The following is a 23,830-nucleotide window of genomic DNA, read 5'->3' on the forward strand; positions in this document are numbered from 1 at the left end:
CGTATGTGCGAATATATTATACTGGAGGATTTATTATATGGACAAGTACATTTTTGATGAGAGTAATGGTTTATGGTATGAATTGCAGGGAGATTATTATATCCCTTGTCTGATACTTTCCGAAAAAGAAACACAGCCTATCGGTTTGTGGGGACAACGCCACAAGCAGTATCTAAAGGAGCATAAGCAGTTCCTCTATACCACAATGCTGATTGAGGGTACACTAAACTCCTACCTTGCAGATATTGACAGACAGGCACAGGAGCGTTTGCTCCTGCTGACAAAGCAAATTGCAGAGCAGGAAAATGTGACCGAGCAACTGAAAGCAGATAATGCTATGCTGTGGGTACAGAAAATGAATGAAATTCAGTCCAGAGTTAGAGAAATCATTTACAGCGAGATTATCTACGCATAACAGAATGAGTGATTGGGGCGGTAAGCCAGCTTTTGGCTTACTGCCCTTGTCTGCTCATAAGCAAAATAAAGAAATACCGTCAATGGCAGTGCTTGCACTGTTCATCGAGACCATTGACGGTATTGCGTATTTTGCTATCGCTGTCCGTGGCTTTTTTCAATTTTAAACGTTGCTTAAAACAACTTATTGTGTTAAAATATATGCTGATACAAATAAGAGTTTAGGAGGAACCGAAACTATGACAGCCTCAATGCGTTTAAGATAAGCTGGCAATAAAAAAAGCAGAATCTATCCCCGATGATAGGCTTTTTTGTTGTGCTTATTTATACGATATTGAGCATTCATTAGTTACGGTGAGATATAAGTTATTTAACTATACCTTTATTTAACTATGTCTTTAATATGAATGTTTCCAAATTGTATGTATGCAGACCAAAAGCCACATTGTGGATTTTGGCCTGCATTTTTTATTGCCTAGAATGCTGTTCAAAATAGAAATTCAAGCAAAATAATATGCAGGAGATAATATAAATGGAAAAATACAACAATTGGAAACTTAAGTTTTATACAATATGGGCAGGGCAGGCAGTATCATTAATCACTAGTGCCATCCTGCAAATGGCGATCATTTTTTACCTTACAGAGAAAACAGGATCTGCGATGGTCTTGTCTATGGCTTCACTAGTAGGTTTTTTACCCTATGCGGTCTTTGGACCAGCTATTGGTGTATTAGTGGATCGTCATGATAGGAAGAAGATAATGATTGGTGCTGATTTAATTATCGCAGCAGCTGGGGCAGTGCTTGCTATTGTTGCATTGTATATGGAGCTACCTATCTGGATGGTTATGGTAGTATTGTTTATCCGTAGCATTGGAACAGCTTTTCACACCCCGGCTCTCAATGCGGTTACGCCACTTTTAGTACCAGAAGAACAGCTTACGAAATGTGCAGGCTATAGTCAGTCTTTGCAGTCTATAAGCTATATTGTTAGTCCGGCGGTTGCAGCACTCTTATACTCCGTTTGGGAACTAAATGCTATTATTGCCATCGATGTATTGGGTGCTGTGATTGCATCTATTACGGTAGCAATTGTACGTATTCCTAAGCTGGGTGATCAAGTGCAAAGTTTGAAACCAAATTTCATACGAGAAATGAAAGAAGGAATGGCTGTACTACGGCAAAATAAAGGATTATTTGCTTTATTACTCGTTGGAACATTATATATGTTTGTTTATATGCCCATAAATGCATTATATCCTTTAATCACTATGGAATATTTTAATGGTACACCGATGCATATTTCTATTACGGAGATTGCTTATGCCTCTGGTATGTTGATAGGGGGTCTATTATTAGGGTTATTTGGGAATTACCAAAAGCGAATCTTATTAATAACGGCATCCATTTTTATGATGGGGATAAGCTTAACCATTTCAGGATTACTTCCCCAAAGTGGATTTTTCATATTTGTAGTCTGCTGTGCAATAATGGGGCTTTCGGTTCCGTTTTACAGCGGTGTGCAAACAGCTCTTTTTCAGGAGAAAATTAAGCCTGAATATTTAGGACGTGTATTTTCTTTAACTGGAAGTATCATGTCTCTTGCTATGCCAATTGGGTTAATTCTTTCTGGATTCTTTGCTGATAGAATCGGTGTAAATCATTGGTTTTTACTATCAGGTATTTTAATTATTTGCATTGCAATAGTTTGCCCAATGATAACTGAGATTAGAAAATTAGATTTAAAACAAAATTCATAGGAGGGCCATTTTTATGTATTTAATTTTCATGTAATTTTTCCTGCTAAAATCGCAGGGTTTTCCCTGCGTACAAGCAAATGAAAACATGCGATTATAGACAGGAGGAAAATGTTATGGAATTGATATTAAAAGCAAAAGACATTCGTGTGGAATTTAAAGGACGCACTTGTTTAGATATAGATGAATTAGTTTCGTTAACAAATTCCACCCAAAATAGAAAAGCGATGCGTAGAAAACTTTCAGGTTTCTGTTGAGTTTGGATTGCATAAGAAAACACCCTGCAAGACGAAAAAAATCTTGCAGGGTGTTTTCTTATGCTCTGATATATATGTAAGACCGCAAGGCAGGTTGCCCTGCGGTGTTGATTTCCTATGTCGTGATTATCTGTCCCTGCCTTGGGATTTCTTTCTCTGCTTCGACTGAGAACTCTGTTTACTCTCTTCCTGAAGCTGTCTGAGCCTGTTACGCACACTTTGTCTTTCGGGCGGTCTGTGCTGTTTCTCGGCAGGTTTCTGTCCGTTCTTAACTGTCTGCTCCCATTCTGCAAGGTCTTGGTTATACTGTGTGATAATAGCCTCTGCTTTGCGGTAAGTTTTCATAAATGCCTGTACATCAGGATAACCGTCATCTTTTAGAATATCGGGGAGTTTATCCAGTTTTTCTTTAAGCTCGGATTCGGTCTGCTGTATCTGTTTTTCCAGAGCCTTGCGTTCCTTGCCCTTGAAGATACCCGTTGTTTCAGCAAGCTGCTGTCGCAGATTCGGGAGTGTGATCTCCTGTATCTTCTTGATTGCTTTCGCCTGCTTCTGTACCTTTAGCATAAGGGTCTGCATTGTGCGGAACTCGTCCATATCCATATCAAGGACTGGCTTGGGTGGCATATCCTTTTCACGGATGATGGCTTGCAGAAATTCCTTTGCCTTGCCTACGATACTTCTGAATAGGTTTGGAAGCCAACCATTTTCACGGATGGACTGACCGGCTTTATCGTGGATTTCGGTCTGCTTGATTTCCAGTATCTTTGTTTTTTCAATGCCCGATACAAGAGCCAAATCTGCTGTTCTGTTCCATTCCTGCCTTGCCGTGTTGTCCGCTTCGATTTCGGCAGCCTTGGGGTTGTTCTTGCCTATCTTTTTTGTGGGGAGATACACGCTGTTCTTATCAAACACTTTCAGTCGTTGCTCGGGATCTGAAATGTGGGAATTGATAAGTTCCGTGTAAACTTCTTTTGCTTCTGCTATGAACGCTTCACTTTTGAAACGCTCATCTTTGGTTTTGAATAAATGGCTTTCGTAAACATCCCCCTTTTTGATAACGGTACAGCCTTTTCGGATTTGACCGTTTTCGTCTGTGATTTCTTTCTTGGTTCGTACCCTTTTTCCTGTTTCGTCATAAAATACGCTTCTGGTGGCAATCTTGATGTCAGGTTCTGGAAGCAGTTTCCTTTCGCTGAATATGAGATGAATGTGGTAATTGGTCTTGCGTTTGTTGTGGTGCAGAGCCGATACACATTCCACTCCGTACTGCTGTCGGAACTTATCCGTAAATTCTTCAAGCACCTGCTGAGGGTCAAAGGTGGTGTAAATCTCCGGCAGGGCAATGATTAACTCCCTTGCTTCGATACATTTCCCATTTGTTCCGCTTCGCTGGAACTCCTGCTGGCTTTCCCTGGCGAGATTCTTCCAAAAGGTATTGTCGGCGGTACGATAGGTGGCGTAAAGGTTTTCCTGTTTGGCGTGGCTCGTGATATATGAGATTCTTCCCTTGACATTGGGCAGTTTCGACATTCGGATAAAAGAATGTCTTGCCAACTTTTTGCTCCTTTCTCCGCTGAGAATACCGTACTCATTACGCAACCGACTTGTCGGGTGCGGCTGTCACAGCTATCGGTGATTGGTGGGACAGCAACGGAAATTGCGGTGCAATTTCCTCTGTATCATAACTGAGGTGATGGTGTCCGAAGTTGTGATACAGGCTCCCCGCAGGGGCGAAATACCCAGAGTACAAATCGCAGATTTGTGCGAGGGGTGTATTTCGCTCTCAAACGCCGAGGGCTTTGGAGAACGGTTATTCCACTTTTCGTACATCGCTTGGATTGAGGAGATTCCTGCCCTGATTGACCGTCATAAAACGCTCCAGCGTATCCCTGCGGATAATCGTCTTTCGCCCGACTTTCAGAACAGGCAGCTTGCCCCAGTCCACCAGTTTTCGCATTGTGTTCCTACCGATACCCGTACATTCCGCTGCTTCTTCGATAGTTAAACCCATTTTAATTGCTGTCATTACACATCTCTCCTTTCGAAATACTCATTTTGCAACTTTGCAATTATCATTATACTTATTTTGCCATCTCTTGTCAACTCATTTTACAACCCATTAAAGATATTTTTTAACTTTTATCGAGAAAATGGTTGCAAAACAGGTTTTGATATGCTATACTTGGTTTCGATAGGAGGTGTAAACCTTGAAAAAAGAAATTACATTCACCGCAAAACAGGTCGGTGAACGAGTGAAAGAACGTCGAACAGAATTGAATCTCACAATGCCGGAGCTTGGCAAGCGTATCGGAGTGAACAAATCAACGATACAGAGATACGAAGCAGACGGCGTAGACCCAAAGAGAACAATGATTATCAATGGACTTGCAGAAGCATTGCTTACCACTCCCGAATGGCTCACAGGTCTTTCAGAAGATAAGGAATATGACAGCAGAACGCTTTGCGAAAAAGACTTGGAAGAACATATCAAAAAGTACATTGATACTGTGTCTACGGTTGTGAATGGAGAACCACACCAGCAGCTCCTTACCACATTCCTCGGAAAGATGATTGATTTGTATTCCGTTCTCTGCCACCACTTCTCCGATGCTATGACAGAGGTTGACCGTGTTGCAGAAGACGAAGGATTGAAACAGTCTCTTATGAGATATGCGATTGAGTCGGGAGCGATTAAGGAACGAGTTTACCACAAAGAAATGGAAGCACCGATTGAGGATATGAAACGGTTCTTAGACGGAATTTTACATATCTACGATGAAGGTCGTACCGCTGTGAAGATGGGTGACCTTTTCGGGATAGTAGCGGAAGCCGAAGCAAGGCTTGCCGAAAAAGAATAATTCCGTGGCTCTTTGACAACAAAAAAGCCGATTAAACAATCGGCGGATGTGACACTATTTACTTTACGCACACCATACGTCACAGTTCCGATTGCCACGGATAGAAAGGAGACTATTTATCAATGGCAAAAGGATCTGTAAGAAAAAAGGGCAAGAAATGGTACTACCGCTTCTATGTAGAAGATGAAAGCGGAAAGATGGTACAGCGTGAGTTTGCAGGCACAGAAAGCAAATCCGAAACGGAAGCATTGCTCCGCAAGGCAATGGAGGACTACGAAGCGAAGAAGTTCGTGGCAAAGCCTGAAAACACTACTGTGGGTATGCTGCTTGATATGTGGGTGGAGGAAGAACTGAAACCCGGCAATCTGAGCAACGGTACAGTGATGGCTTATATGGGAACAGTGAACAGGATAAAACAATATCCTATCGGAGACAGAAAGCTGAAAACGGTCACTGCGGAACATTTACAGGCATTTATGGACTTCCTCACTTTCGGAGGACAAAACCCCGATGGAACGACAGCAAAGGCACTCAGTAAAGGGTATCTGAGGTTGTTCTCAGCAGTATTGCAGGGGGCGTTCCGATTTGCGGTATTCCCGAAGAAGCTGATTTCCTTTAACCCTATGCAGTATGTGGTATGGAGAGGAAAGAAAGAGGAATACGAACTGTTTGCAGACGAGGGCGGAGAAGTTGACAGCACGCCTACCATTGACCACCAGCAGTTTGTAATGTTGGAGGACTTTCTGAAAAAGAAAGACAATCCTGCATTGCTCCCGATGCAGATAGCCTATTACACAGGGCTTCGTATCGGAGAAGCGTGTGCATTGACTTGGCAGGACATCAACCTTGACGGACAGTACCTCACAGTACGACGCAGTATGCGATACAACGGGCAAAGGCACAAGACAGAGATAGGTGCAACCAAACGCAAGAAAGTCCGTACCGTGGATTTCTGCGACACTCTGGCGGACATTCTCAGAAAGGCAAAGACGGAACAGCATAAGAACCGCTTCAAGTATGGAGAACTCTATCACCTCAACTACTACAAAGAGGTCAAAGAAAAAGACCGTACTTACTATGAAGTCTACAGCCTGCCGAGAACGGATGAAGTGCCGGACGGATACAAGGAAATATCCTTTGTCTGCCTGAGACCTGACGGAGCATACGAGTCACCGAGTACAGTTGGTGTTATGACAAGGTCGGCAAAAAAGAAACTGGAAGGATTTGAAGATTTCCATTTTCATATGCTGAGACACACATTCACAAGCAATCTGCTCTCCAACGGTGCAGCACCAAAGGATGTGCAGGAACTGCTCGGACACTCTGATGTAAGTACCACAATGAACATCTACGCTCACTCTAAGAGAGAAGCGAAACGAACTTCCGCAAGACTGCTTGATAAGGTGGTCGGGGAAGCCTAAACAAAAAGTTTCCCTTGTTTCGGCTCATAAGGGCAAAAACAAGGGAAAATACATAAGGAACGAGTATTAAAATGCCGATTTTCCTTGAAAATACAAGGGTTTCGGAGGATTGATTAGATAAATCCAAATTTACATACAAGACAGGATCCACTCTTTAACTTTAGAAGCACTCTCGGAAAGTGAAATGTCGGAAGTGTCAATTTTACTCTCCGTAGATAAATGTTGGTACTTCATATTCATCCCTTTCATCGCATTTATAAAACCATTCGCCCTTTCGCCTGCATTCTTCCATTCGGGTCTTGAAAGCAATCTGGACTCCAGTTCTTCATTGGAACAATAGAGCGTTAAGAAATGAACATCAAAGGTATCTCGTGCAAATGAAGTCAAGTTTTCTGGCAAACCGAGACCTGCATGGAAGATTGCCACAGACAAACCGTTGTCGGTAATGTCGTTTGCCAGTTTGAACCACAGATCATAGAATTGCGCCGTGTTTTCCATATTGAATATTTGGGGATGCTATAAAGAATCGCCATCCAAGCAAATAACCTTGCCCATGGTTCCCGCTAGCATTTGGCAGATCGCAGTTTTGCCGCATCCGCTTGCACCGCCAATTAAAAACAGATGCTTTTTCATGGTGTATCTCCCATCAAAATTTCGATTTGTCGGTCGGTGCCTTATCCGCCAAAGGCGACCAATTTGTCACTTTAAAGTAAATTTATTCCATATGGAATCCAGTAACTATGCGCTTTTTAGCTTTTTAACTTATAGAGACGCCGCAACCATCCGGGAAAACAACTATTTTTTATTGCTGCGCAATAAAAACAATTGATTCCTATTTGCCGCAGCCTGAGGACAGGCCGCATGGCTGCTGAAAAATAACTTATCTTAAATTGGCCCCGCCCTCGTCGCTGCGCGGCAACCGGGCGGATGGCCCCAAAAATAGCCTTGCGGCTATTTTTTACCGCAGCAGATCGCAGACGGCGCAGGTGAAGAGCTTTACCCCGTTGACCAGACCCACCTCGTCAAAGTCGAACCGGCTGTTGTGGAAAGGCCCGGCGCAGCGGACCAGATTGGAGAAGTAACAGGACTGGCCGCCCTGTGCCTGGACCCGCTCGGAAAAGTAGGAGTAGTCCTCGCTGCCGGAGGCGCCGCCCTCCAGGGCCTGGCAGGACAGCCCCGCCTGCGCGGCGATCTGTTCCACCCTGCGGCAGAGCTCGGGCGAGTTGCGGGTACAGTCGGCAGCGCCCATGAGGCGGATCTCACAGCCGCAGTCGTGCATCTCTGCCGCGGCTTTCACCACCCGGAACGCGTACTCCTGCATATAGCGGTTGGCGTCGGCGGTGTTGCCCCGCACCTCCACCTCCAGCCTGGCGCAGTCGGGCACCACGTTGCGGCCGCTGCCCGCGGTCAGCTTGCCCACATTGATCTGGGTGGACGCGGCCCCGTGCCGGGGGATGCATAAAGGTTCAGCACAGCGGCAGCGGCCGCCAGCATGGCGTTTTTGCCCAGCTCGGGGCAAAAGCCGGCGTGGGCGGGCTTTCCCTGAAAGCAGACGTCGAACTTAGTGGTGGCCAGCGTATTGCCCGACCCCACGCCGATCGAGGGGGCCGGCGTGTCGGGCGCGCCGCCCATATGCCCGCCCAGCACATAATCCACACCGTCCAGGTGGCCCGCTTCCACAATGGACTTCGCCCCGCGGACGCCCTCCTCAGCGGGCTGAAAGATCAGTTTCACCGTGCCGTGCAGCCGGTCCCGCAGGCGCATCAGCAGCTCTGCGGTGCCCAGCCCGATGGCGGCGTGCCCGTCGTGGCCGCAGGCGTGCATGACGCCCGCGCTGCGGGAGGCAAAGCCCTCTCTGGTGGGCCGGTGCTCCCCGTCCGGGCACTCGGACACCGGCAGCGCATCGATATCAAAGCGCAGCGCCGCCGTTGGGCCCTCCCCGCAGCGCAGGATGCCGATCACACCCGTAAAGCCGCCCCGCGCGGCGGGTAAAAATTCAGGGTCCGCGCCCTGCTGTTCCGCCTGCCGGTATGCCTGCTCCAGCGTTTGCCGGTCGGGCAGGCCCATCCGCGCCTCGTCCCGGCAGACTGCGGGGCCGGTGAGCACTTCATACCCCAGTTCTGTCAGGCGGCGGGCGATCAGCGAAGAGGTGCGCATTTCGCACCAGCCCAGTTCCGGATAGGCGTGAAAGTCCCTGCGGCGGGCCGTCAGCTCCTCCTGCATCGCCTCGGCGGCCCGGATGATGGTTTGCTGCAAAGTTTCCATGTCATATCCTCCCGGGGACAAACGCCCCGCGGGCCCGGCGCGGGCCGGGCCGATCTCAAGTTGGCGCTGCCGCGGCTGTGATCCTCCCCCTATGGGAGGGCGGCAGCGGGCCGCACCCGCCGGAAAAGCGGTATGGAACACGCGCTTTTCAGGGAAAAAAGCGGGGAGAGGCCGTTTTCATTATAGCCCCTTTGCGGGAGGCAGACAAGCAAAAAGAGCGCTGAGGCGGTAGAGAAAAAAGGCGGGCAGCAGCAGGACGGCCGCAGGGTCGGAACAGGTCTGCAGCGCACGTCCCGCAGGTGCGGACAGGCGCAAAAAAGCGTTTTCCCGGCGGCAGAGCCAGCCGGGAAAACGCTTTTTGATTATTTTTCAGGACGCTTCTTTTTCGTGCGGCACACGCGCATCCCCGGTTTCTTCCCGGCAGCCGGCAGGCCCGTTTTGGCAAAGCCGCCGGCCTGGCCCGCGCTTTTGCGCATAAAGGAGGATGCGCCTGGGCCCGTCTGAGACCTGAAGCGGCGCTTACTCTTTCATTTTGTTGAAAGCCTGCTCAAAGTCGGCGATCAGGTCGTTCACATCTTCGCAGCCGACTGACAGCCGGATCAGGTTGTTGTAGGGCTTTTTGGGGAACATCAGGGTGACAACGTCGCCAAGGCTGGTCGCGATCGGGGGGATCGTGGTGCTGTCGGCGAATTTTGCCATCTCCTCGTAGCCGCCTTTCAGGTGCACGCAGAGCATGCCGCCGAAATGGCCGCCGTGGAAGAGCTGGGTTGCCAGCTCATGCTGTTTGTGGCTCTCAAGCCCCGGATAGATCACATAGTCCACTTCGGGGCGCGCCTCAAACCACTTGGCCAGGGCCAGTGCGTTTTCAGACTGCCGGGCCACCCGGAGCGCCAGCGTGCGGGTGCCGCGCAGGGCCAGCCACGCGTCAAACGTGCTGATATGGGTGCCCAGGTTGTCGTTGTAATAACGCACCCGGTCGATGTCCTCTTTGCGGCCCGCGACGATGCCGCACAGGGCGTCTCCGTGCCCCACATAGTACTTGGTGCCGGAGTGGACGACGATGTCCGCACCCAGCTCCAGCGGCCGCAGGACACAGGGGGACAGGAACGTGTTGTCAACGATGAGCTTGCAGCCGTGGGCATGCGCCAGCTCCGCGATGGCGGGGATGTTGGCCAGCTTCAGCTGCGGGTTGGACAGCACCTCGAGATAGACCGCTTTGGTGTTCGGCCGCATGGCCTTTTCGATGTTTTCCAGCTCCAGGATCTCCACGCGCGAGGTCTCGATCCCCTTGGAGGGAAGAATGTCCGCAAACATGCTCGAAGTGCACAGGAACGTGTCGTCGGAGCAGACGACATGGTCGCCCGCGTTCAGGGTCGAGAAAAGGGCGTTGCTCACCGCTGCCATGCCGCAGGCACAGATGCAGGCGTCCTCGGCGCTTTCCAGCGAGGCGACCTTTTTTTCCATCGCCACGGTGGTGGGGTTGGTGGTGCGGCTGTAGATGTAGACGCCGGGGGCCCAGTCGGCGCCTTCGGCGAGCATCCGGTCATATTCCTCTGTGGATTCATAACCGTAGGTGGTGGTCTCGTAGATGGGCGTGTTCAAAGCGCGGGTCACCGGGTCCGGCCCCTCGCCGCTCTTGATCGCGCGGGTGGCAAAGTCCATTTTGCTGAAGTCGGTATCGTATCTGCTCATATACATCCTCCCTGTCTGATGATAAAATGTTTGTCCGCTTTTGCTAGGGTCATTATACCCTATATTCCGCGGTTTCGCAAACATATTTCGCGCGGGCGCCGCCCCGGGGCGCAGAGGCCGCGCGCCCCCTGTGCATCCCGGACGCCGGGAGGCGGAAAACTTCCCATTTTTTTGCCTGCCAACGCGGCAGACGGCTGTTTTTCGGCCAATGGGCCCGGCTGCCGCGCAGCGGCGAAGCCGCGGCCCCGAAAACAAGCTTTTTATCGCGAAGCAATAAGAAAAAACCGTGCAAACGGCTTGTTTGCACGGTTTTATTGGCAGGTCTCAACAAAAAAGATATATCCATAAAAATAAAGTGCCTCCGATCCCTAAAAATTGAGAGGCACTTGGAAAGTAATCACTTGGCACTATTAAGTCGTATTTACTTATCTGCGCCGACCATTCTTTCCGCTTTTACTTGCACACTCCAAGATGACTAATATAGGAAGAATCAAAATAAAAAACCAGATCATGATATAATCTCCTTAATTGCAGCAGTCAGGTTTTAAGGCACATCTAATTTTCCATCTTCTCGCGGTTTCATTTTTTAACCTGATCGCTTACATAGTGCAAGAAGATCAGGCTTTACTGCTTCTCTAATTTTTATCTAAAATGTTCTGTCGGCCATTTCATGAGACCATACAGGCCGGCCTAGGTCGTTTAGCCGCTTATACTCAACCCTATCTAAATTCTTCCCGCTCAGCTTATCCGAAAATATGTTTTCGGTTGGAATATCGCGGTATGCTTTGATCGCCTCGATTTACTGCGCAAGGTGTTGTTCTCCGGTGGATACTCGAAGATTACGCATAAATCATTTTCGCTTCTCGAGCGTTACAACAAACTGTCCCTCGGACCGCCGACCCGGTCGTTTCTCCTGAATCACCATCTCATAACCAATGGCATCCAGCATCTCCAAAACCGTGTTCACACTAATATTGTCCATACGGAGCCGCTGCGCAATTACCGATTGTCCCTTAACCCCAATGCGCTCAGCCATTTGGCCTTGTGTGGTCTTTTGATTTTTCATCGCCAATTTAACGGCTTCACATATGTTCACGTTCCCCACCTCGCCTTTATTATATCATTTATGTTTCATTTGCCAAATCTTTTTTGTTTTTTCAACTGTAAAACCGCTCGCTATATACATACTCCACTTTATCCATCTCACCCTCATAGATATATCTCGTGTCACATCATTACTTATAAGAAAAATCATACTTATTGTTGCATACAGCCTACACGTAAAATAAATGGTATAAATCTGATTATTTTCTATTTATACATGAAATATATATGATATAGTGAAAATGACCTCAAAAGAGCCCAGCCCGAAAGGGCGCAAATCTACCGGACAGCAGGTAAACGGATGGGGACTGATAGCATGTCCCAGATCGAATTAAAGTCATACCTAAAGACATTGGCAAAGCCCGCGGCAGCCGCAGCGAAAGACTCGCAGGACGCGACCCAATGCAGAAAAGGGGGGGCGGCTCTGTGCAAGGAGATTGCCATCCTGAAAGCGACAGAACCTCCGAAAGACTTCACGGTGGATACGATCAAATCCTGGCTGGAAAGCATTAAAGCGGCGCCGGACCGGGAAGCTGTGCGGCTGCTGATAGAGCGCATTGACACCAAAGAGGGCGAAGAAAAAGAAAAGACCGCTTTCGAGATGCAAAGCACCTTAAAAGCGGTCTTAAGTAAACATGGTTGCGGAGGCCCGCAACATGTTTTGCCTAAAATACTGTTTGAATTTTCGGTGCAAAGCCGCCGAAGAACGGGTTAAAACAGGTAAAGATCACTCCAATTCCCGGTAAATTTTCATGGCCTCTTCGCGTGTAAATCCTGCCTCGACCAATGCGTCGATCTTTTTCCGCTTTGCGCTGCCGGGAATCGTCTTTCCGTTCGGGTACTTGTCGCCCCGGACGTCTCCCATGACCTGCTTTGCAAACAGCGCCGTTGCTATACTCTCATACTGGTCGCCCCCTTGATCTTCGGCCCAATCCAGCACCGTCTGAGTGCCTTTCGGCAATGGCACGTCCACCACCAGATTTTTGGCGATCTCGTTTGCGATGTCATACGCTTTGCTCGTCACTTTGACTGCCTGGTCCGCGGGGATGTCCTCATACATGGGCGTGAGGTATTCTAATATGCTATAGGCAGTCTGCCCCCTTGTCTGGCTCACCTGAGTGTATTCCTCCGGCGTATATCTGTGGCTCTCTCCATCCTGTGTCCAGGTCTTGTTGGCGTACCCCGGCAGCACAGATGTCTCTCCCGTCTCCTGGTAAAGCTGGTTCAGAATGCTGTCCACCTCGGTGGTCTTGTCCTCGCTGTAATATCCCGGTGACAGCATTCCCATCGCCAGCCTGCCGAGCAGGCTGCCCCCGGCGTTTTCCTGCGTTCTGCCCCACTGATCCACATAGGGTTCATTGGTTTGGGATAGGCCGGGCATCCTGTTCATCACCCCGCGCCATGTCTTGTCGAGCGTGCCGGCAAAGCCGGTCTTGTCTGTGTAGGTGGTGCGTCGGGTATCGTCCACGCTCCGTGCCACCTTGCCCAAAACAGTTGGTATTCCCTGGGTGGCATAATTTACCGCTGCATTGGTGAGGATGCTCTCGATGGGGCTCGCCCCGCCGTAGGCGGCTGCTTGTATGGTGGAGTTCAGTCCCTGCAGCATGGTCATGTCCAGCACCGGCTCTGTGATTTTCAGCATGGCATCTGCAAAATCTGAAAATGTAAACTCTCCCTTGTCGCTCTCCAAAATTGTATTCCAGAGTTCTGCTCCTACGAACAGTGGCAACGCAGCCGGCGCCATCCAGTCCAGCGTGTAACTCTTTCCCCCGATGTTTAAAGCATAGCTCTGTGCCCCGGTCAACTTTTCAAAATTTGCTTCCTTTTTGTTGCCACTGCCTGCGCCGGTCAGCAGCCCCTGAGAGGCCAGGTATCCACCTAACACCATGATTCCGCTGCCGGTCAATCCTTTCGCCAGCGCCTCGATAGCCTCGTCCGCTTTCACGCTGCCCTTTCTGACCGCTTTGCAGGCCTTTGCAATTCCGTCCACCAGCCCCGCCGGACTATATTCGATGCCGCGCTTCACGATATTAATCGGCGTCTTTTTGAACGGCAAAATACCCTCGGTGATGATATTTGTGGCCGCGTTGGTATGGCTGAAATTGTTGATCGCCGTCGCCACTTTGGATGCGTCCCGGAACGTTGCCTGTTGCGCCTGTTCGATGGCATACGCCCGTCCCTGATCCAGCAGGGTCGCTACATCTTCCGTTGGGGCTTTCAGCGCCTCTGCGCCCACATCGTTGGCTTTCAGCCAGCGGGCAAGGCTGTCTGCATAGGCCCCTTTCAGCGCCCAATCATCCTCCGCCTCCAGTGCGCCGGAAACCAGGGTCCTGGTCTTTTCCAGCACGGGGGTCTCAAAGATGGTTTTGGCCTCCATGATGCCGCGAGTGGGGTTCTTTTTTCCCGTCCCGGTGACCAGCGCATAAACGTTTGCAAAATCATCCTTTGCTGCCTGTTTCAGTGCGTTGTCCGCTTCTGAGAAAGGGTTCAACAGCGCTTTGGTCCGGTTAATCCCTTCTTTGCCCATCGCCTGTCTGATCCTGTCGATCGTCGCTTCCATCAGAGCTCCCACATCGTTTTTGATGCGGGTCACGGCGCCGAACACTGTGTTTCCGGCCACATTGCGAATGTGCGTTGTGGGGTTCCCCAGCATCGCCATGTACCGCCAGGCATTCCATTTCTCTGCAAAGGATGTATCGAATTTATCCGCAATGATCTTGTACGCCTGCTGTTCAATGACCTCCCGCTCTTTGGAATAAAGCGGCAGCTTTTGGGCATCGGTCATGATGTCCATGATTTGCTGGATGTCGTCCAGCGTCACCTCTGGCACTCCCGAAAACTCGTTGATCAGCTGCTCCAACTGACTTTTGCTCAGACGCTCCTCCTGAAAGAGTTTCATCAGTTCATCTGTGAAGTTGTCCCCGAGGTCAAGCTTCGAAGAATTGACGGCGGCATCCACAGCCTCTCTCAAGTTCCTGACAGCCTCATCCATGTCCTGCGGGATGCTCGCTGTTCGTTCGTTCAGGATCTGATTAAGCTTGTCAGTCAGGTCCTGCATAGCCTCAAACAGCTTCGGGTCGGACTTCTGCAGGTCCTCCACATACTGCTGGACCATCCGCTCGGCTTTGACCAGCGTGCCCTCTGGTGTGCGGGTATACTTTACAAATGCCTGAATGCGCTGGCCGGCCTCAGTTCCGCGCTCCTGAATGATTTTGGCCCACTGCTCCACCTCTGACCAGTCGCCTGTTTCTTTTGCCCGCTCTGTCGCGTCGTGCAGGATGATCATCGCCGTGTCGGTATCAGTTCCGTCAAAGCGCATCTTTGTCGGCAGATCGGCCTTTTCCGCCGTCAGCAGCTCGGGGGTGCCGGTGCGCTGCATAGCCTCACGCAGAGACTGCTTTTCAGTCATCACGTCATAGGTGAACTTTGAGGTCTCCGGGTCAATATTGTTGAGGTTTGCCGAATTTTTTGACACCTCGTCAAGAAAAGGGGTATCGGCATAAGTACGGGAACTGACTTTGGACACTTTCTGTTTCGGCACATACTCTGCCCGCTTTGCGCCGACAGAGGGCCCACCGGCCCCGTCCTCCAAAAGGTCCGTTTCCGTTGCGAAATGGTCAGGGGTGGCAGGCGGTTCTCCTCCGCTCAACTTGTCTATATCCCTGCTTTGTGGTATACTATTTTCAGAAATAACAGTATCTGAGGGAGGGGTAGAAGTGGACACACGATATGGCATTGTAGAGGGCACTTCGCGGCTTCTGGCGTATCCAGATTCCGAATTGCGTGTGAAAGAATTTATTGACGGCGCCTGGGTTCCTTTTAAAGGTGTATTCGGTACTTGGCTTGATTCCAGACCCATTACGGAAGAGGAAGCCATGCGCCGAACTTCTGGAGTGAAACTGTCGTAATATTCTTCCCACATCTCCATCGATTTCGTATAGTCCGCCGCACGTTCAGCAGCTTGCGCATCAGTGAGGGAAAACTCGTCAAAATTCCGCCATTTATCATAGATGGCATCGGTTTGTTTTTTTATTGCCCAGGCTTCCGGGGTGGAGATCTGAATTTCTCCTTTTATCCCGTCTCCCAGATCAGCCGTTAAATGAATACCTCGATATCCGCTGCTGTTAAGCGGTTCGTCGATAAACACTTCCCCGGTTAAGCCGGGGAATTTTTGTTTTAGGGCTGCAATTGCGTTCGGCACGTCCTCCAGACTGTTCAGCAGAACTGCTGTGCGGGTATGATCTTTCGGGGCAAAAATGTCATAGTCTGCCCGGCCCTCCTGGTTCACCTTGCGCATGATCTTTTTGGCCAGGCTGGAGATGGATTTTTCCCCGGGGTCGATCACCTCCACGCCATCCCCAAGTGCTTCACGGATCCCACCAATCAGCTCCTGCTGTTTTGCAGGCGTCAACCGATGGATTTGTTCCGCCTGTGTGATCGCTTCTTCAAATCTCAGTGAGGGTTTTCCTTCTGCCGCATTTTGCAGAGCCAGCTTGTCCAGCGCTGAAATCTCTTCCACTGCTTGTCTATCCAAATTTCCCAAGCTGCTTTGATGGTTCTGAATCACAGCTTTCAGATCCTCACTTGTCTGCCCTATGCTATCCACAAAATCGGGGTTCGGCATGCTGCGTTGATGGACGGGGGCGTCAGTTTGCGGGGCCGAAATCCTGACTATTTCATCCCCATACAGCTCCGGGGCCAAAGCCCGCAGCCGCGGGTCGATCTCCATCTCTGCTCCTCCGTTGCCTGTGGTCTCCAGCAACGCGTTCGCAGAGACCCCAGGCTCGGGACCAATCGGCACCTTGGGGTGCCTCAAATCCTCTCTGAACGCGGTAGTCCCCGGGTGCTCATTGATATAGTAGCTTTTTATCGCCGCGGCTTCCGCATCCGTGAGCGCCTGTCCTCCCTGCAGTTTTTTTACGATGGTCTTGATCGCCGCGGGTATCGCCTCGCTGCCCAGGTTGAACAGCGCGTTGACCCCAAAGTTCTGCGCCGCCTGTGCCGCCACATCCCAGCCGGTCATGCGCTCCTCTTCCGGGACGCCCTGTTCCTCCTGCCTCCGCATAAGATCCAGATTATCCAGCGCTTCCGGTATCGTATCAAAGGTCACGTCCAGCATCTGGTCCCCCAGCAGGCCCGCCACCCGGTCCGGGGTAAAGAATCCCGCTGCGGCCTGTCCCACAGGGCCCAGGCCAGACAAGCCACCGCTGATGGCGTTCCCCGCCCATTTCAGCGCGGATCCAACTCCCGGCACCCCCGCCACAAACTGTTTACCGCCAAAGTATTGGGCCATTTTCCCGCCCATCATCCCCGCGCCGTAAGCCATCGGCTGCTGGGTCTGTGCCGCACTCTGCACTGCCGTCCGGTCGTCCTTTGTCGCGCGCACTTTCTCCTGCCAATCCTCGTCCCCCGACAGGCTGGCCGCTGCGCCTCCGAGCTTAATCAGCAGATCGGTGAATCCAAGGCCTTTTCCGGCCCCTGCCACAGCAGAGCTGGCTGCGCTGATCTTTGTCTGTAACCGCGTGATCTCCGTGTAGTCCGGGTCCTGCATCATCGCCGCAAGTTGTTCACCCTGAGCTTCTTCATATCCTTTTGTGTTGTCAAAAGGATATTTATCCATGAATTGTGCGACCAGCCGCTTTGCCGTCTGCATCTGGGCGTCGTTCAGCTTGACCGACGGGTCGGCGTAAAAGTCCAGCAGCTCAGCGTCGGTCTTACCCTGTTCAAACTGCTGTACAGCCTCGGTTTCGGCCCCTCTGATCTGTGCCCCGTGCCGAATATCGGCGAACTGGGTGCCGGTAACGTCACCCGCAGCCCTAAAAGCGTCTTTCCAGCTATATTCCGGGGTCGCGGCCTCGATGACAGCCTTTTCCTCCGGGGTGTACCCATACAGCACGCCCTCTTCTTTTTTCTGCCTGCGCTGCTCCCGGGCCGCTTCTGCCTTTTGCCGCGCCTGTCCCACTATCTGGGGAAACAGCTCGTTCAGCATCGTCCCCTGAGTATCGTTCGCCGCCCGCAGGACGTCTGTAGTGCTGAACCGACTGGCCGCCGACAATTTTTCCTTTTCTCCCGCGGGCGGTTCGCGGCTTTCCACGGCCGCCGTGTTTCCGCCGGTCAGTTCGGCCACCGTTGCCATCAGCTCTTCATGGCTGCCGGCCGGGCTTTGCGCGGTGCTGCTCCCGCTCCCATATTTGGCCATAAACTCCTGACGGCTCATTCTGCCCCCGGTGCGTTCCCCTGTGTGGTTCCCCGTGTTTGCTGAGCCGGAGCCGTATTTCTTCAAAAATTCTTCGCGGGTCATCATCTGCTCACCCTCTCGCAATCTGTGCCGCAATGGCCTCCAATGTGGCGTCGTCCAGTCCGAGCTCCCAGGCGGAGGTGTACAGGTCGTCCAGCGCCTTATCCAAAGCCTGCGAGCTGTTGAAACCATTGCCTACAGCGGACCGATAGGCTTTTGCCGCACTGGCAAGGGCAGCCTGGGCTTGTTCTGTATTCAACTGCGCCCCCTCATTGCCCGCGCTGTAACTGCTTTGTGCCGCCTTTGCCGCAGCCTGGGCCTGTGCTTGCTGCAGCGCTGCCATCTGCTGCGTATAGGTGCTGTCCAGATTATTCAGCGCGTCATATTTATCGCTCAAGATCTGCGCTGTACCATTGGCCAGGTTCTGCTCCAGCTCCATCTGGTATGCCAGTTTCCTTGCGTCGTCGTCCGACAAAGCGCTGTTGTAGGCCTGCAATGCGCTGGACTTGTTCTGGTTCAGGGTGTTCAACAGGGACGCCAGATCGCTGTTGCGCCCGGTGTCCACCGCGTTACGGGCGTTGCCGTAACTGTTATACAGGCCGGCAAGCCGGCTTTCCGACGCGCCGCCGTTGATGCCCAGCGCCGCCAGCTGCTGGGGCAGGTCCCGCTTGGACAGCATGTAGTTGAGATACGCCTGCTGCTGGGCGCGGTCGGCGTTTTCGTTGACCCCCTGCGCGCCGTAATCGTACTGTCCCTGCAGCTGCGTCAGCGTGTCGTTGTAGTTGCCCTGCAGCAGTTCGCCGCGGCGCGCGTAGGCGTCAGTCAGGTAACCCATATTTTTATCGTAGGCCGCTTGGGCCGCCGCCTGTTTCTGCCGGGCAGCCTCTTCCGCTCGCGCCCGCTGCTGGTCCAGTAGGCTCTGGTAGGCCGTCATCTGCTGGGCATAGAGGGCGGAAAGGGTAGAGCCGCCGCCGGTAGTTTGTGTAGGCTGTGTAGTTTGTGTAGGCTGTGTTTCTGTGGGCAAAGTCGCGTATACGGTAGGCGGTTGCTGGGAATCCTGAAGAGCTTTTAAAAGATCTTTTATTGGTTTAGAATCTGATTGCGTTATATCAAACGGATCTCGGACCCAAGGCATAGTCGCCATTATTTTCTCTCCCTTCAAAAGCAGTCCGCCCTAAGCTTAGGACGGGCTGTTCTTCTTTTTATTTTTCCTTTTCGTTCCCGGCAAGTTTCTCTCCCGCCGCCTCAGTGCCGCTCTGCACACAGGCCAGGATCTTTTGCAAAAACGGCGGCAGCGGCGCGCCCAGAGCCGCCGCGTTTTCAGTGATGCTGCCCAGCTCGGTAATGATGTACCAGCACAGCACCAGCGGGCAAATCAGGGCGTTGTAATCAAACGGCAGCGCGATCCCCGGCAGGTTGTTGATAATAATTCCCAAAAGTCCGTCCGCCGCCGCGCCCACAAGTACGGCAACGATCATGCCCAGCTTGTGGTACAGCCCGTCCCTTGCCGCAGCGGAGGACCAATTTTCAGCCCTGGCCGCCGCAATGCTGCCGGTCACATAATCCAGCAGCATACAGGCCGCCCAGCCGATCACCAGCCACCCCAGCCAGCCGAACACCGCGGTGACTACCCCGCAGACGCCTGTCATCGCGGCCTTGATCTTCGTCAACATGGTTTCCATCATTCAACCCTCCAGTGCGGCAGATGCCGCTTTGATGCGGGCGAGATACCCGTCCGCCAGATCTTGCGCCTGTTCGGCTTTTGTCTCGGCCGTGGATGCCCGCGCCAGCAGCCCGGCGTTGGCGCTCTCCAGTGCTTTGACCTGCTGCGCCATCTCTTCCGCGTCCCCGCCCGCAGACTGCGCCTGCACCGCCCGCACCGCGTCGCCTGCCGACAGGCCCGTGATCCTGCACCGATCGTCCAGCACCGCCGCGTACCGTTCCGCCCCGCCGACCAGCACCCGCACCCAGCGGTACCCGTCCGCCCCCGTGCCGCAGTCGGCCATCAGAGGGTAATATGTACCGCTCGCCAACGTGCCGTTGTTGTAGGACTTGTCCACCGCATCCACGTCCGGCCCCGTGAAGCACTGGCAATTCTTCTCCCCGAATACCTCTAAAAACTGCATCATGCCGTCATCCTCCTTTTTGTCTGCCGTCCATCCGTGTCCGCCGATCAGGGCGGGATAGTCTTTGTAGGCGATGTTCAGGTCCACTCTGCCGGCGACCCCGTCTACCCGCCCGCTGCTGGAATACTGCCAGATGTCCGCGCCCTGGATGCCCATATACCCGCGATAGTCTGCGAGCCACAGATCATAGCCGGACAGCGCGTCCATGTCAAGATAACTGTTTGCAAAGCTGGTGTAGGTGTACAGCATGGGGTAATATCCCAGCGCCCGGACCTCGTCCAGAAATGCGGCCGCGATGATGCTGTTGTCGCCCTTTGAGATGGACTTGTAGGTCGCTGCGTCCTCCATGTCAAAGGCCACCGGCATGGTCAGCCGGTAGGGGGCCAGCAGCGCGGCGGCCTCCCGGGCGGCCCGGCGGGCGGCATTTGCCGTCTTGCAGTAGCTGTACACATACGCGCCCACAGCCAGTCCGGCGTCCAATGCACCGCGCATGTTTTGGGCAAAATACGGGTCCCGGCCCTCATCGATGCCGCCCTCATACCCGGCCCACCCCACCCGCACAAAGGCGAACTGCACCCCGGATGCCGCGACCCGTGGCCAGTTGATCTCTCCCTGGTATTTCGATACGTCGATGCCTTTTTGCTCCAAATCCGATCCCTCCCCACTTTTGCCGGTGCGGCACTTATACGCTGATCCCCAGCGCTGCCAATTGCTGCTCGATATAGGTAAGCTGTTCCAGCACCGCCACCAGATGGGTCTCTCCCGCAGGCTGGCCGCTGGTATAGTCCAGCTTGTCCACCCGCTGCTTACCCAGCGATGCAACCAGGGTATAGGCGCTGTAGAGGGTGTCGCGCACTGTGACCTCGGTGCCGTCCTCCCCGAGGCCGGTTTCGATCAGCCGCAGCGCCGACGTTTTTTGGGGGTCACTCACCAGTGCCTCAAACGCTTCCAGCGGCATTGCGTCCTCGGCCATATGTACCTCCATCCGGCTGCGGATAGCGCTGCTGCCGCTCGGGTAGACTGTGGTTGCGTCAAGAATTTCCTTTTCGCTGTTGTCTGCAAATTTCAGTTTTAACATATATTTTCCTCCCTGTTAATTGCATTTTAGGCTGTACACTCTGAACGGCCACAAATGATTTTCGAATAAATCTGCTGAATGAAAAAAGATGCTCACATAATAGGAGTTCTTATATCCCGAAACATCTATCCCTATATTCCTTGTCGCATTATTTCCATCATACCCATTAAACTGATATACCTGACCCGGAGCAGCAGTGTTGCGATCAGTCCACATATTATTTCCATCCGGCACAAAAGTTGTTAAACATACTCTTATGTGGGCATAGTCCCTATCCACGCTGGTCCAAAAATTGAGCGTTAATGTGTTAATCAAAGAAAAGTCTACCGCCTTAGCAGTCCTTACTCCACTTATCCCCATACCATAGGCATACGCATACAGAGCATTGCTTTCGGCAATCTGTACGCAGTCTCCATATTGTGTTTGTCTTTCAAAACCCGTCCATCCCCCGGTATACTCCGAATAGGAATTACCAGAGTTATAAAGAAAGGGAGGCGTTTTTTGCCAGACGAGAACATTGCCGCTTTTGACCTGCTGAAGCGCTACGTTATTGTAGACGACCGCCCCACCAGCGGGCACCGCGACATTGTTGTAAATCAGCGCCATCTATTGCACCCCCTTGTGGCTGTGGAAAGTGCAATAGGTGTTGAAAACGCTACACCCCTACGGGGGGGGGGGGGGGGGTAATGCTCTATTCATGGTTTTCTCCTTTATTTCGGTTACTCCAGCGTCACGCTGAACCATGTGATTTCCGACCGGCCCGGCCAGCCCGTGCGGGCGCAGACTCCCACAACGTGAGAACCTGAGATGCCGCTGATATCCCAAACGCCGGTGTAATTGGAAACACTGCTTTCGATGATATAGCGCTGACTTGCATTCCAGGCGTCGGAGGCATCCAGGAAAACCGCTATCCAGCCCGTCGGGGAAATATTACCCGTGCAAATGAAATAGAGCTTTTTGTAGGGAGTTAGGTCTATTGCTCTGTTGGTGCGAAACTGGGCGGAGGTGTTGTTTTCCGCTTTGGTGTATAGGTAGGTGCCTGCGGCTGATGCGGAGGCCAAACTCCCTGCATTTGTGCCCGTCACCGTGGGGGTCCATCCCCCCGTGATGCTGCTGCCGGTGTCGCCGTAATGATACAATGTGGTCTGTTTTTTCCAAACCTCCGTGCTCCCATATCTGATCGCAGATAGAGAAGTGTTGTTAAACTTTGCTGTCCCGCCATTATTAAAAGTTGCATTGTTCAGTTTGATCGGCATACCCGGCCCTCCTCAGCTGTATGTGATGGTCAGCGTGGTCCCGGACAGGCTCATGGAGATATTACTTGCCCGCCGCGCGTTGGACAAGCGGCTGTCGTTGCCCTGGCATACCGTATCTGAAGAACTGCCAAAATTTTTATTGAACGCGGTGTTTTTGGCAAAAGTCGGTTCCGCCCCCACATCTGCCAGTGTGACGTCCGCCGTGCCGTCAAAATCCGCGCTGCCGATCTTGCGCGGCGTGGACAGCTTTGCGGCAGCCGCTGCACTCTCCGCCTTTGCGGCCGTTTTGCTGCCGTCGATCAGTCCCTCCGCTATCTGTCCCTGTGCTGCCGTCGCCGCCCCGATATCCGCCGGCGTCAGGTTGATGTTATCACCGCTTTTCCCGTTCACCGTGGTGGGCGTTCCCTGTGGGCCACGCTCTCCCTGCGGCCCCGGCAGGCCGCGCTCTCCTTGTACTCCCTGAATACCCTGCTGCCCGCGGGGGCCCTGTTCCCCCTGTGCTCCCTGCGGCCCCTGTATTCCCTGAGGGCCCTCCGGCCCCATCGGTCCCTGGATCGGGCCCACGTTTTTCCATGCCGCGTCATTGATATCCCAGACATATACCACGTTATAACCGATACTGCCAATGCTCCAGGCGTCCCCCTCCTGCCCGGTGGGATAATCCGTCTGCAGGTCCAGCAGTGTCTCGTACCTGCCCTTGACCGTAAAACTGCGCCCGTCCATGCCCGCAGCCCCCGCCGGGCCCTGTGGCCCCTGTGGGCCCTGCGCACCGGCTGCACCCGCGGGTCCCGCAGGCCCCTGCTCCCCCTGCGGCCCCTGTGTGCCCTGCACGCCCTGGGGGCCGCGGATGTTGCGGGCCGTGGGTATCGTGCCGCTGTCCTCCACAATGTTCCAGGTGATGTTTCCCTCGTCGTCCATCACCGGCAGATAGACCCGGCCCGGCAATCCCTGTATTCCCTGCGGTCCGCGCGGTCCGATTTCCCCCTGCTCCCCCTTGTCCCCCTTTACGCCGGTGATCCGGGTCTCGTTTGTCTCCGGGCTGTCGCTCACCACGCTGTCGCCCGTAAACCGCAGCCGCCCGCGCTGGGGCATCTGCGCACCGTCTGGGCCCACGATCAGGTGCCCGCTGCTGCCGGTCGCCTCAAAATTCACACCGTCCGCCGAGACCTCCAGCTGGTTGTCCGCATTTACGCGGATCGCCATGATATCGCCGCTCTTCACCCGCTTTTCGATCTCCAATGTTTCCAGCGCCTCGACCAGGCCGTTGAATTTCGGGATGATGACCTCCCGCGGCAGCTCGTCCAATATCCGCTGCATCTCCGCGGAAGAGACCCCCGGCGTGTCCGGCCGGCCCACGTTCCC

General features: G+C 52.7%; 22 protein-coding genes. 6 read left to right on the top strand and 16 right to left on the bottom strand.

Annotation, left to right across the window (positions count from 1 at the left end):
* Positions 1-37 precede the first annotated feature (37 nt).
* The 3 genes from H8S23_RS13545 (at position 38) to H8S23_RS13855 (ending at position 2,427) form a co-directional block, all read left to right on the top strand.
* On the top strand, positions 38-415 hold the full coding sequence (locus tag H8S23_RS13545) for a TnpV protein (RefSeq protein WP_009288846.1): 378 nt from the start codon (positions 38-40) through the stop codon (positions 413-415).
* A 531-nt stretch (positions 416-946) separates the two neighbouring features.
* Positions 947-2,173, top strand: a complete 1,227-nt coding sequence (gene mef(A), locus H8S23_RS13550; protein ID WP_009288847.1) for a macrolide efflux MFS transporter Mef(A) — start codon at positions 947-949, stop codon at positions 2,171-2,173.
* Positions 2,174-2,286: 113 nt separating this feature from the next.
* Positions 2,287-2,427, top strand: a complete 141-nt coding sequence (locus H8S23_RS13855) for a hypothetical protein (protein ID WP_198097251.1) — start codon at positions 2,287-2,289, stop codon at positions 2,425-2,427.
* A 126-nt stretch (positions 2,428-2,553) separates the two neighbouring features.
* On the opposite strand, the gene H8S23_RS13560 is transcribed toward H8S23_RS13855, so the two are convergent.
* Positions 2,554-3,984 carry a MobA/MobL family protein gene (locus H8S23_RS13560; protein WP_009288848.1) on the bottom strand — a complete coding sequence of 477 codons (1,431 nt, stop codon included), beginning with the start codon at positions 3,982-3,984 and terminating at the stop codon, positions 2,554-2,556.
* Positions 3,985-4,240: 256 nt separating this feature from the next.
* Complete coding sequence (locus tag H8S23_RS13565) at positions 4,241-4,456, bottom strand: helix-turn-helix domain-containing protein (protein WP_009288849.1); 216 nt, start codon at positions 4,454-4,456, stop codon at positions 4,241-4,243.
* Between the two features lie 181 nt (positions 4,457-4,637).
* Between H8S23_RS13565 and H8S23_RS13570 the strand changes: the two genes are divergently transcribed.
* A complete protein-coding gene (locus H8S23_RS13570) occupies positions 4,638-5,288 on the top strand; it encodes a helix-turn-helix domain-containing protein (protein WP_009288850.1) in 651 nt (216 codons plus the stop codon).
* 122 nt (positions 5,289-5,410) lie between these two features.
* Positions 5,411-6,709 (top strand): tyrosine-type recombinase/integrase, encoded by a 1,299-nt coding sequence (locus H8S23_RS13575; RefSeq protein WP_009288851.1) that lies wholly within the window; start codon positions 5,411-5,413, stop codon positions 6,707-6,709.
* Between the two features lie 129 nt (positions 6,710-6,838).
* Here H8S23_RS13575 and H8S23_RS13580 read toward each other — a convergent pair whose 3' ends face one another.
* From H8S23_RS13580 to H8S23_RS13600, 6 genes are all read right to left on the bottom strand, one after another.
* Positions 6,839-7,207 (bottom strand): hypothetical protein, encoded by a 369-nt coding sequence (locus H8S23_RS13580; RefSeq protein WP_186888889.1) that lies wholly within the window; start codon positions 7,205-7,207, stop codon positions 6,839-6,841.
* 18 nt (positions 7,208-7,225) lie between these two features.
* A complete protein-coding gene (locus H8S23_RS13585; RefSeq protein WP_186888890.1) occupies positions 7,226-7,342 on the bottom strand; it encodes a zeta toxin family protein in 117 nt (38 codons plus the stop codon).
* Positions 7,343-7,667: 325 nt separating this feature from the next.
* On the bottom strand, positions 7,668-8,129 hold the full coding sequence (locus tag H8S23_RS14060; protein ID WP_243166022.1) for a zinc-binding metallopeptidase family protein: 462 nt from the start codon (positions 8,127-8,129) through the stop codon (positions 7,668-7,670).
* Complete coding sequence (locus tag H8S23_RS13590) at positions 8,117-8,974, bottom strand: amidohydrolase (protein ID WP_243166023.1); 858 nt, start codon at positions 8,972-8,974, stop codon at positions 8,117-8,119. Before H8S23_RS13590 ends, H8S23_RS14060 begins: the two co-directional genes overlap by 13 nt.
* A 519-nt stretch (positions 8,975-9,493) precedes the next feature.
* The gene (locus H8S23_RS13595) at positions 9,494-10,666 is read right to left on the bottom strand and encodes a trans-sulfuration enzyme family protein (RefSeq protein WP_186888891.1); all 1,173 of its coding nucleotides are present in this window, start codon (positions 10,664-10,666) and stop codon (positions 9,494-9,496) included.
* Between the two features lie 850 nt (positions 10,667-11,516).
* Positions 11,517-11,762, bottom strand: a complete 246-nt coding sequence (locus H8S23_RS13600; RefSeq protein WP_186888892.1) for a helix-turn-helix domain-containing protein — start codon at positions 11,760-11,762, stop codon at positions 11,517-11,519.
* A 324-nt stretch (positions 11,763-12,086) separates the two neighbouring features.
* On the opposite strand from H8S23_RS13600, the gene H8S23_RS13605 reads away from it, so the two are divergent.
* Complete coding sequence (locus H8S23_RS13605) at positions 12,087-12,485, top strand: hypothetical protein (protein WP_186888893.1); 399 nt, start codon at positions 12,087-12,089, stop codon at positions 12,483-12,485.
* Between the two features lie 12 nt (positions 12,486-12,497).
* Here the strand turns inward: H8S23_RS13605 and H8S23_RS13610 are convergent, their stop codons facing one another.
* The 8 genes from H8S23_RS13610 to H8S23_RS13645 all read right to left on the bottom strand — a co-directional run.
* Positions 12,498-18,074, bottom strand: a complete 5,577-nt coding sequence (locus H8S23_RS13610) for a nucleotidyltransferase family protein (protein WP_186888894.1) — start codon at positions 18,072-18,074, stop codon at positions 12,498-12,500.
* A 4-nt stretch (positions 18,075-18,078) separates the two neighbouring features.
* Positions 18,079-18,843: a hypothetical protein gene (locus H8S23_RS13615; RefSeq protein WP_186888895.1), complete on the bottom strand. Its 765-nt coding sequence runs from the start codon at positions 18,841-18,843 to the stop codon at positions 18,079-18,081.
* Between the two features lie 367 nt (positions 18,844-19,210).
* On the bottom strand, positions 19,211-19,693 hold the full coding sequence (locus H8S23_RS13620; RefSeq protein WP_243166024.1) for a phage holin family protein: 483 nt from the start codon (positions 19,691-19,693) through the stop codon (positions 19,211-19,213).
* Positions 19,694-20,782: a glycoside hydrolase family 25 protein gene (locus H8S23_RS13625; protein WP_186888896.1), complete on the bottom strand. Its 1,089-nt coding sequence runs from the start codon at positions 20,780-20,782 to the stop codon at positions 19,694-19,696.
* Positions 20,783-20,816: 34 nt separating this feature from the next.
* Complete coding sequence (locus H8S23_RS13630; RefSeq protein WP_186888897.1) at positions 20,817-21,212, bottom strand: hypothetical protein; 396 nt, start codon at positions 21,210-21,212, stop codon at positions 20,817-20,819.
* A gap of 15 nt (positions 21,213-21,227) precedes the next feature.
* Complete coding sequence (locus H8S23_RS13635; protein ID WP_186888898.1) at positions 21,228-21,818, bottom strand: hypothetical protein; 591 nt, start codon at positions 21,816-21,818, stop codon at positions 21,228-21,230.
* A 113-nt stretch (positions 21,819-21,931) separates the two neighbouring features.
* The gene (locus H8S23_RS13640) at positions 21,932-22,468 is read right to left on the bottom strand and encodes a hypothetical protein (protein ID WP_186888899.1); all 537 of its coding nucleotides are present in this window, start codon (positions 22,466-22,468) and stop codon (positions 21,932-21,934) included.
* 12 nt (positions 22,469-22,480) lie between these two features.
* The coding region (locus H8S23_RS13645; RefSeq protein WP_186888900.1) for a collagen-like domain-containing protein at positions 22,481-23,830 on the bottom strand (1,350 nt) is incomplete at its 5' end.

Source organism: Anaerofilum hominis (assembly GCF_014287275.1).
Taxonomy (GTDB): Bacteria; Bacillota; Clostridia; order Oscillospirales; family Ruminococcaceae; genus Pygmaiobacter; species Pygmaiobacter hominis.

What these genes read in the sequence shown, in the direction of transcription:
- H8S23_RS13855 (WP_198097251.1), top strand. Translation starts at nt 2,287, where the DNA reads ATGGAATTGATATTAAAAGCAAAAGACATTCGTGTGGAATTTAAAGGA.
- H8S23_RS13575 (WP_009288851.1), top strand. Translation starts at nt 5,411, where the DNA reads ATGGCAAAAGGATCTGTAAGAAAAAAGGGCAAGAAATGGTACTACCGC.
- H8S23_RS13585 (WP_186888890.1), bottom strand. Translation starts at nt 7,342, where the DNA reads ATGAAAAAGCATCTGTTTTTAATTGGCGGTGCAAGCGGATGCGGCAAA.
- H8S23_RS13640 (WP_186888899.1), bottom strand. Translation starts at nt 22,468, where the DNA reads ATGCCGATCAAACTGAACAATGCAACTTTTAATAATGGCGGGACAGCA.
- H8S23_RS13630 (WP_186888897.1), bottom strand. Translation starts at nt 21,212, where the DNA reads ATGTTAAAACTGAAATTTGCAGACAACAGCGAAAAGGAAATTCTTGAC.
- H8S23_RS13595 (WP_186888891.1), bottom strand. Translation starts at nt 10,666, where the DNA reads ATGAGCAGATACGATACCGACTTCAGCAAAATGGACTTTGCCACCCGC.
- H8S23_RS13545 (WP_009288846.1), top strand. Translation starts at nt 38, where the DNA reads ATGGACAAGTACATTTTTGATGAGAGTAATGGTTTATGGTATGAATTG.
- H8S23_RS13580 (WP_186888889.1), bottom strand. Translation starts at nt 7,207, where the DNA reads ATGGAAAACACGGCGCAATTCTATGATCTGTGGTTCAAACTGGCAAAC.
- H8S23_RS13590 (WP_243166023.1), bottom strand. Translation starts at nt 8,974, where the DNA reads ATGGAAACTTTGCAGCAAACCATCATCCGGGCCGCCGAGGCGATGCAG.
- H8S23_RS13610 (WP_186888894.1), bottom strand. Translation starts at nt 18,074, where the DNA reads ATGATGACCCGCGAAGAATTTTTGAAGAAATACGGCTCCGGCTCAGCA.
- H8S23_RS13635 (WP_186888898.1), bottom strand. Translation starts at nt 21,818, where the DNA reads ATGGCGCTGATTTACAACAATGTCGCGGTGCCCGCTGGTGGGGCGGTC.
- H8S23_RS13620 (WP_243166024.1), bottom strand. Translation starts at nt 19,693, where the DNA reads ATGATGGAAACCATGTTGACGAAGATCAAGGCCGCGATGACAGGCGTC.
- H8S23_RS13605 (WP_186888893.1), top strand. Translation starts at nt 12,087, where the DNA reads ATGTCCCAGATCGAATTAAAGTCATACCTAAAGACATTGGCAAAGCCC.
- H8S23_RS13565 (WP_009288849.1), bottom strand. Translation starts at nt 4,456, where the DNA reads ATGACAGCAATTAAAATGGGTTTAACTATCGAAGAAGCAGCGGAATGT.
- H8S23_RS13615 (WP_186888895.1), bottom strand. Translation starts at nt 18,843, where the DNA reads ATGGGTTACCTGACTGACGCCTACGCGCGCCGCGGCGAACTGCTGCAG.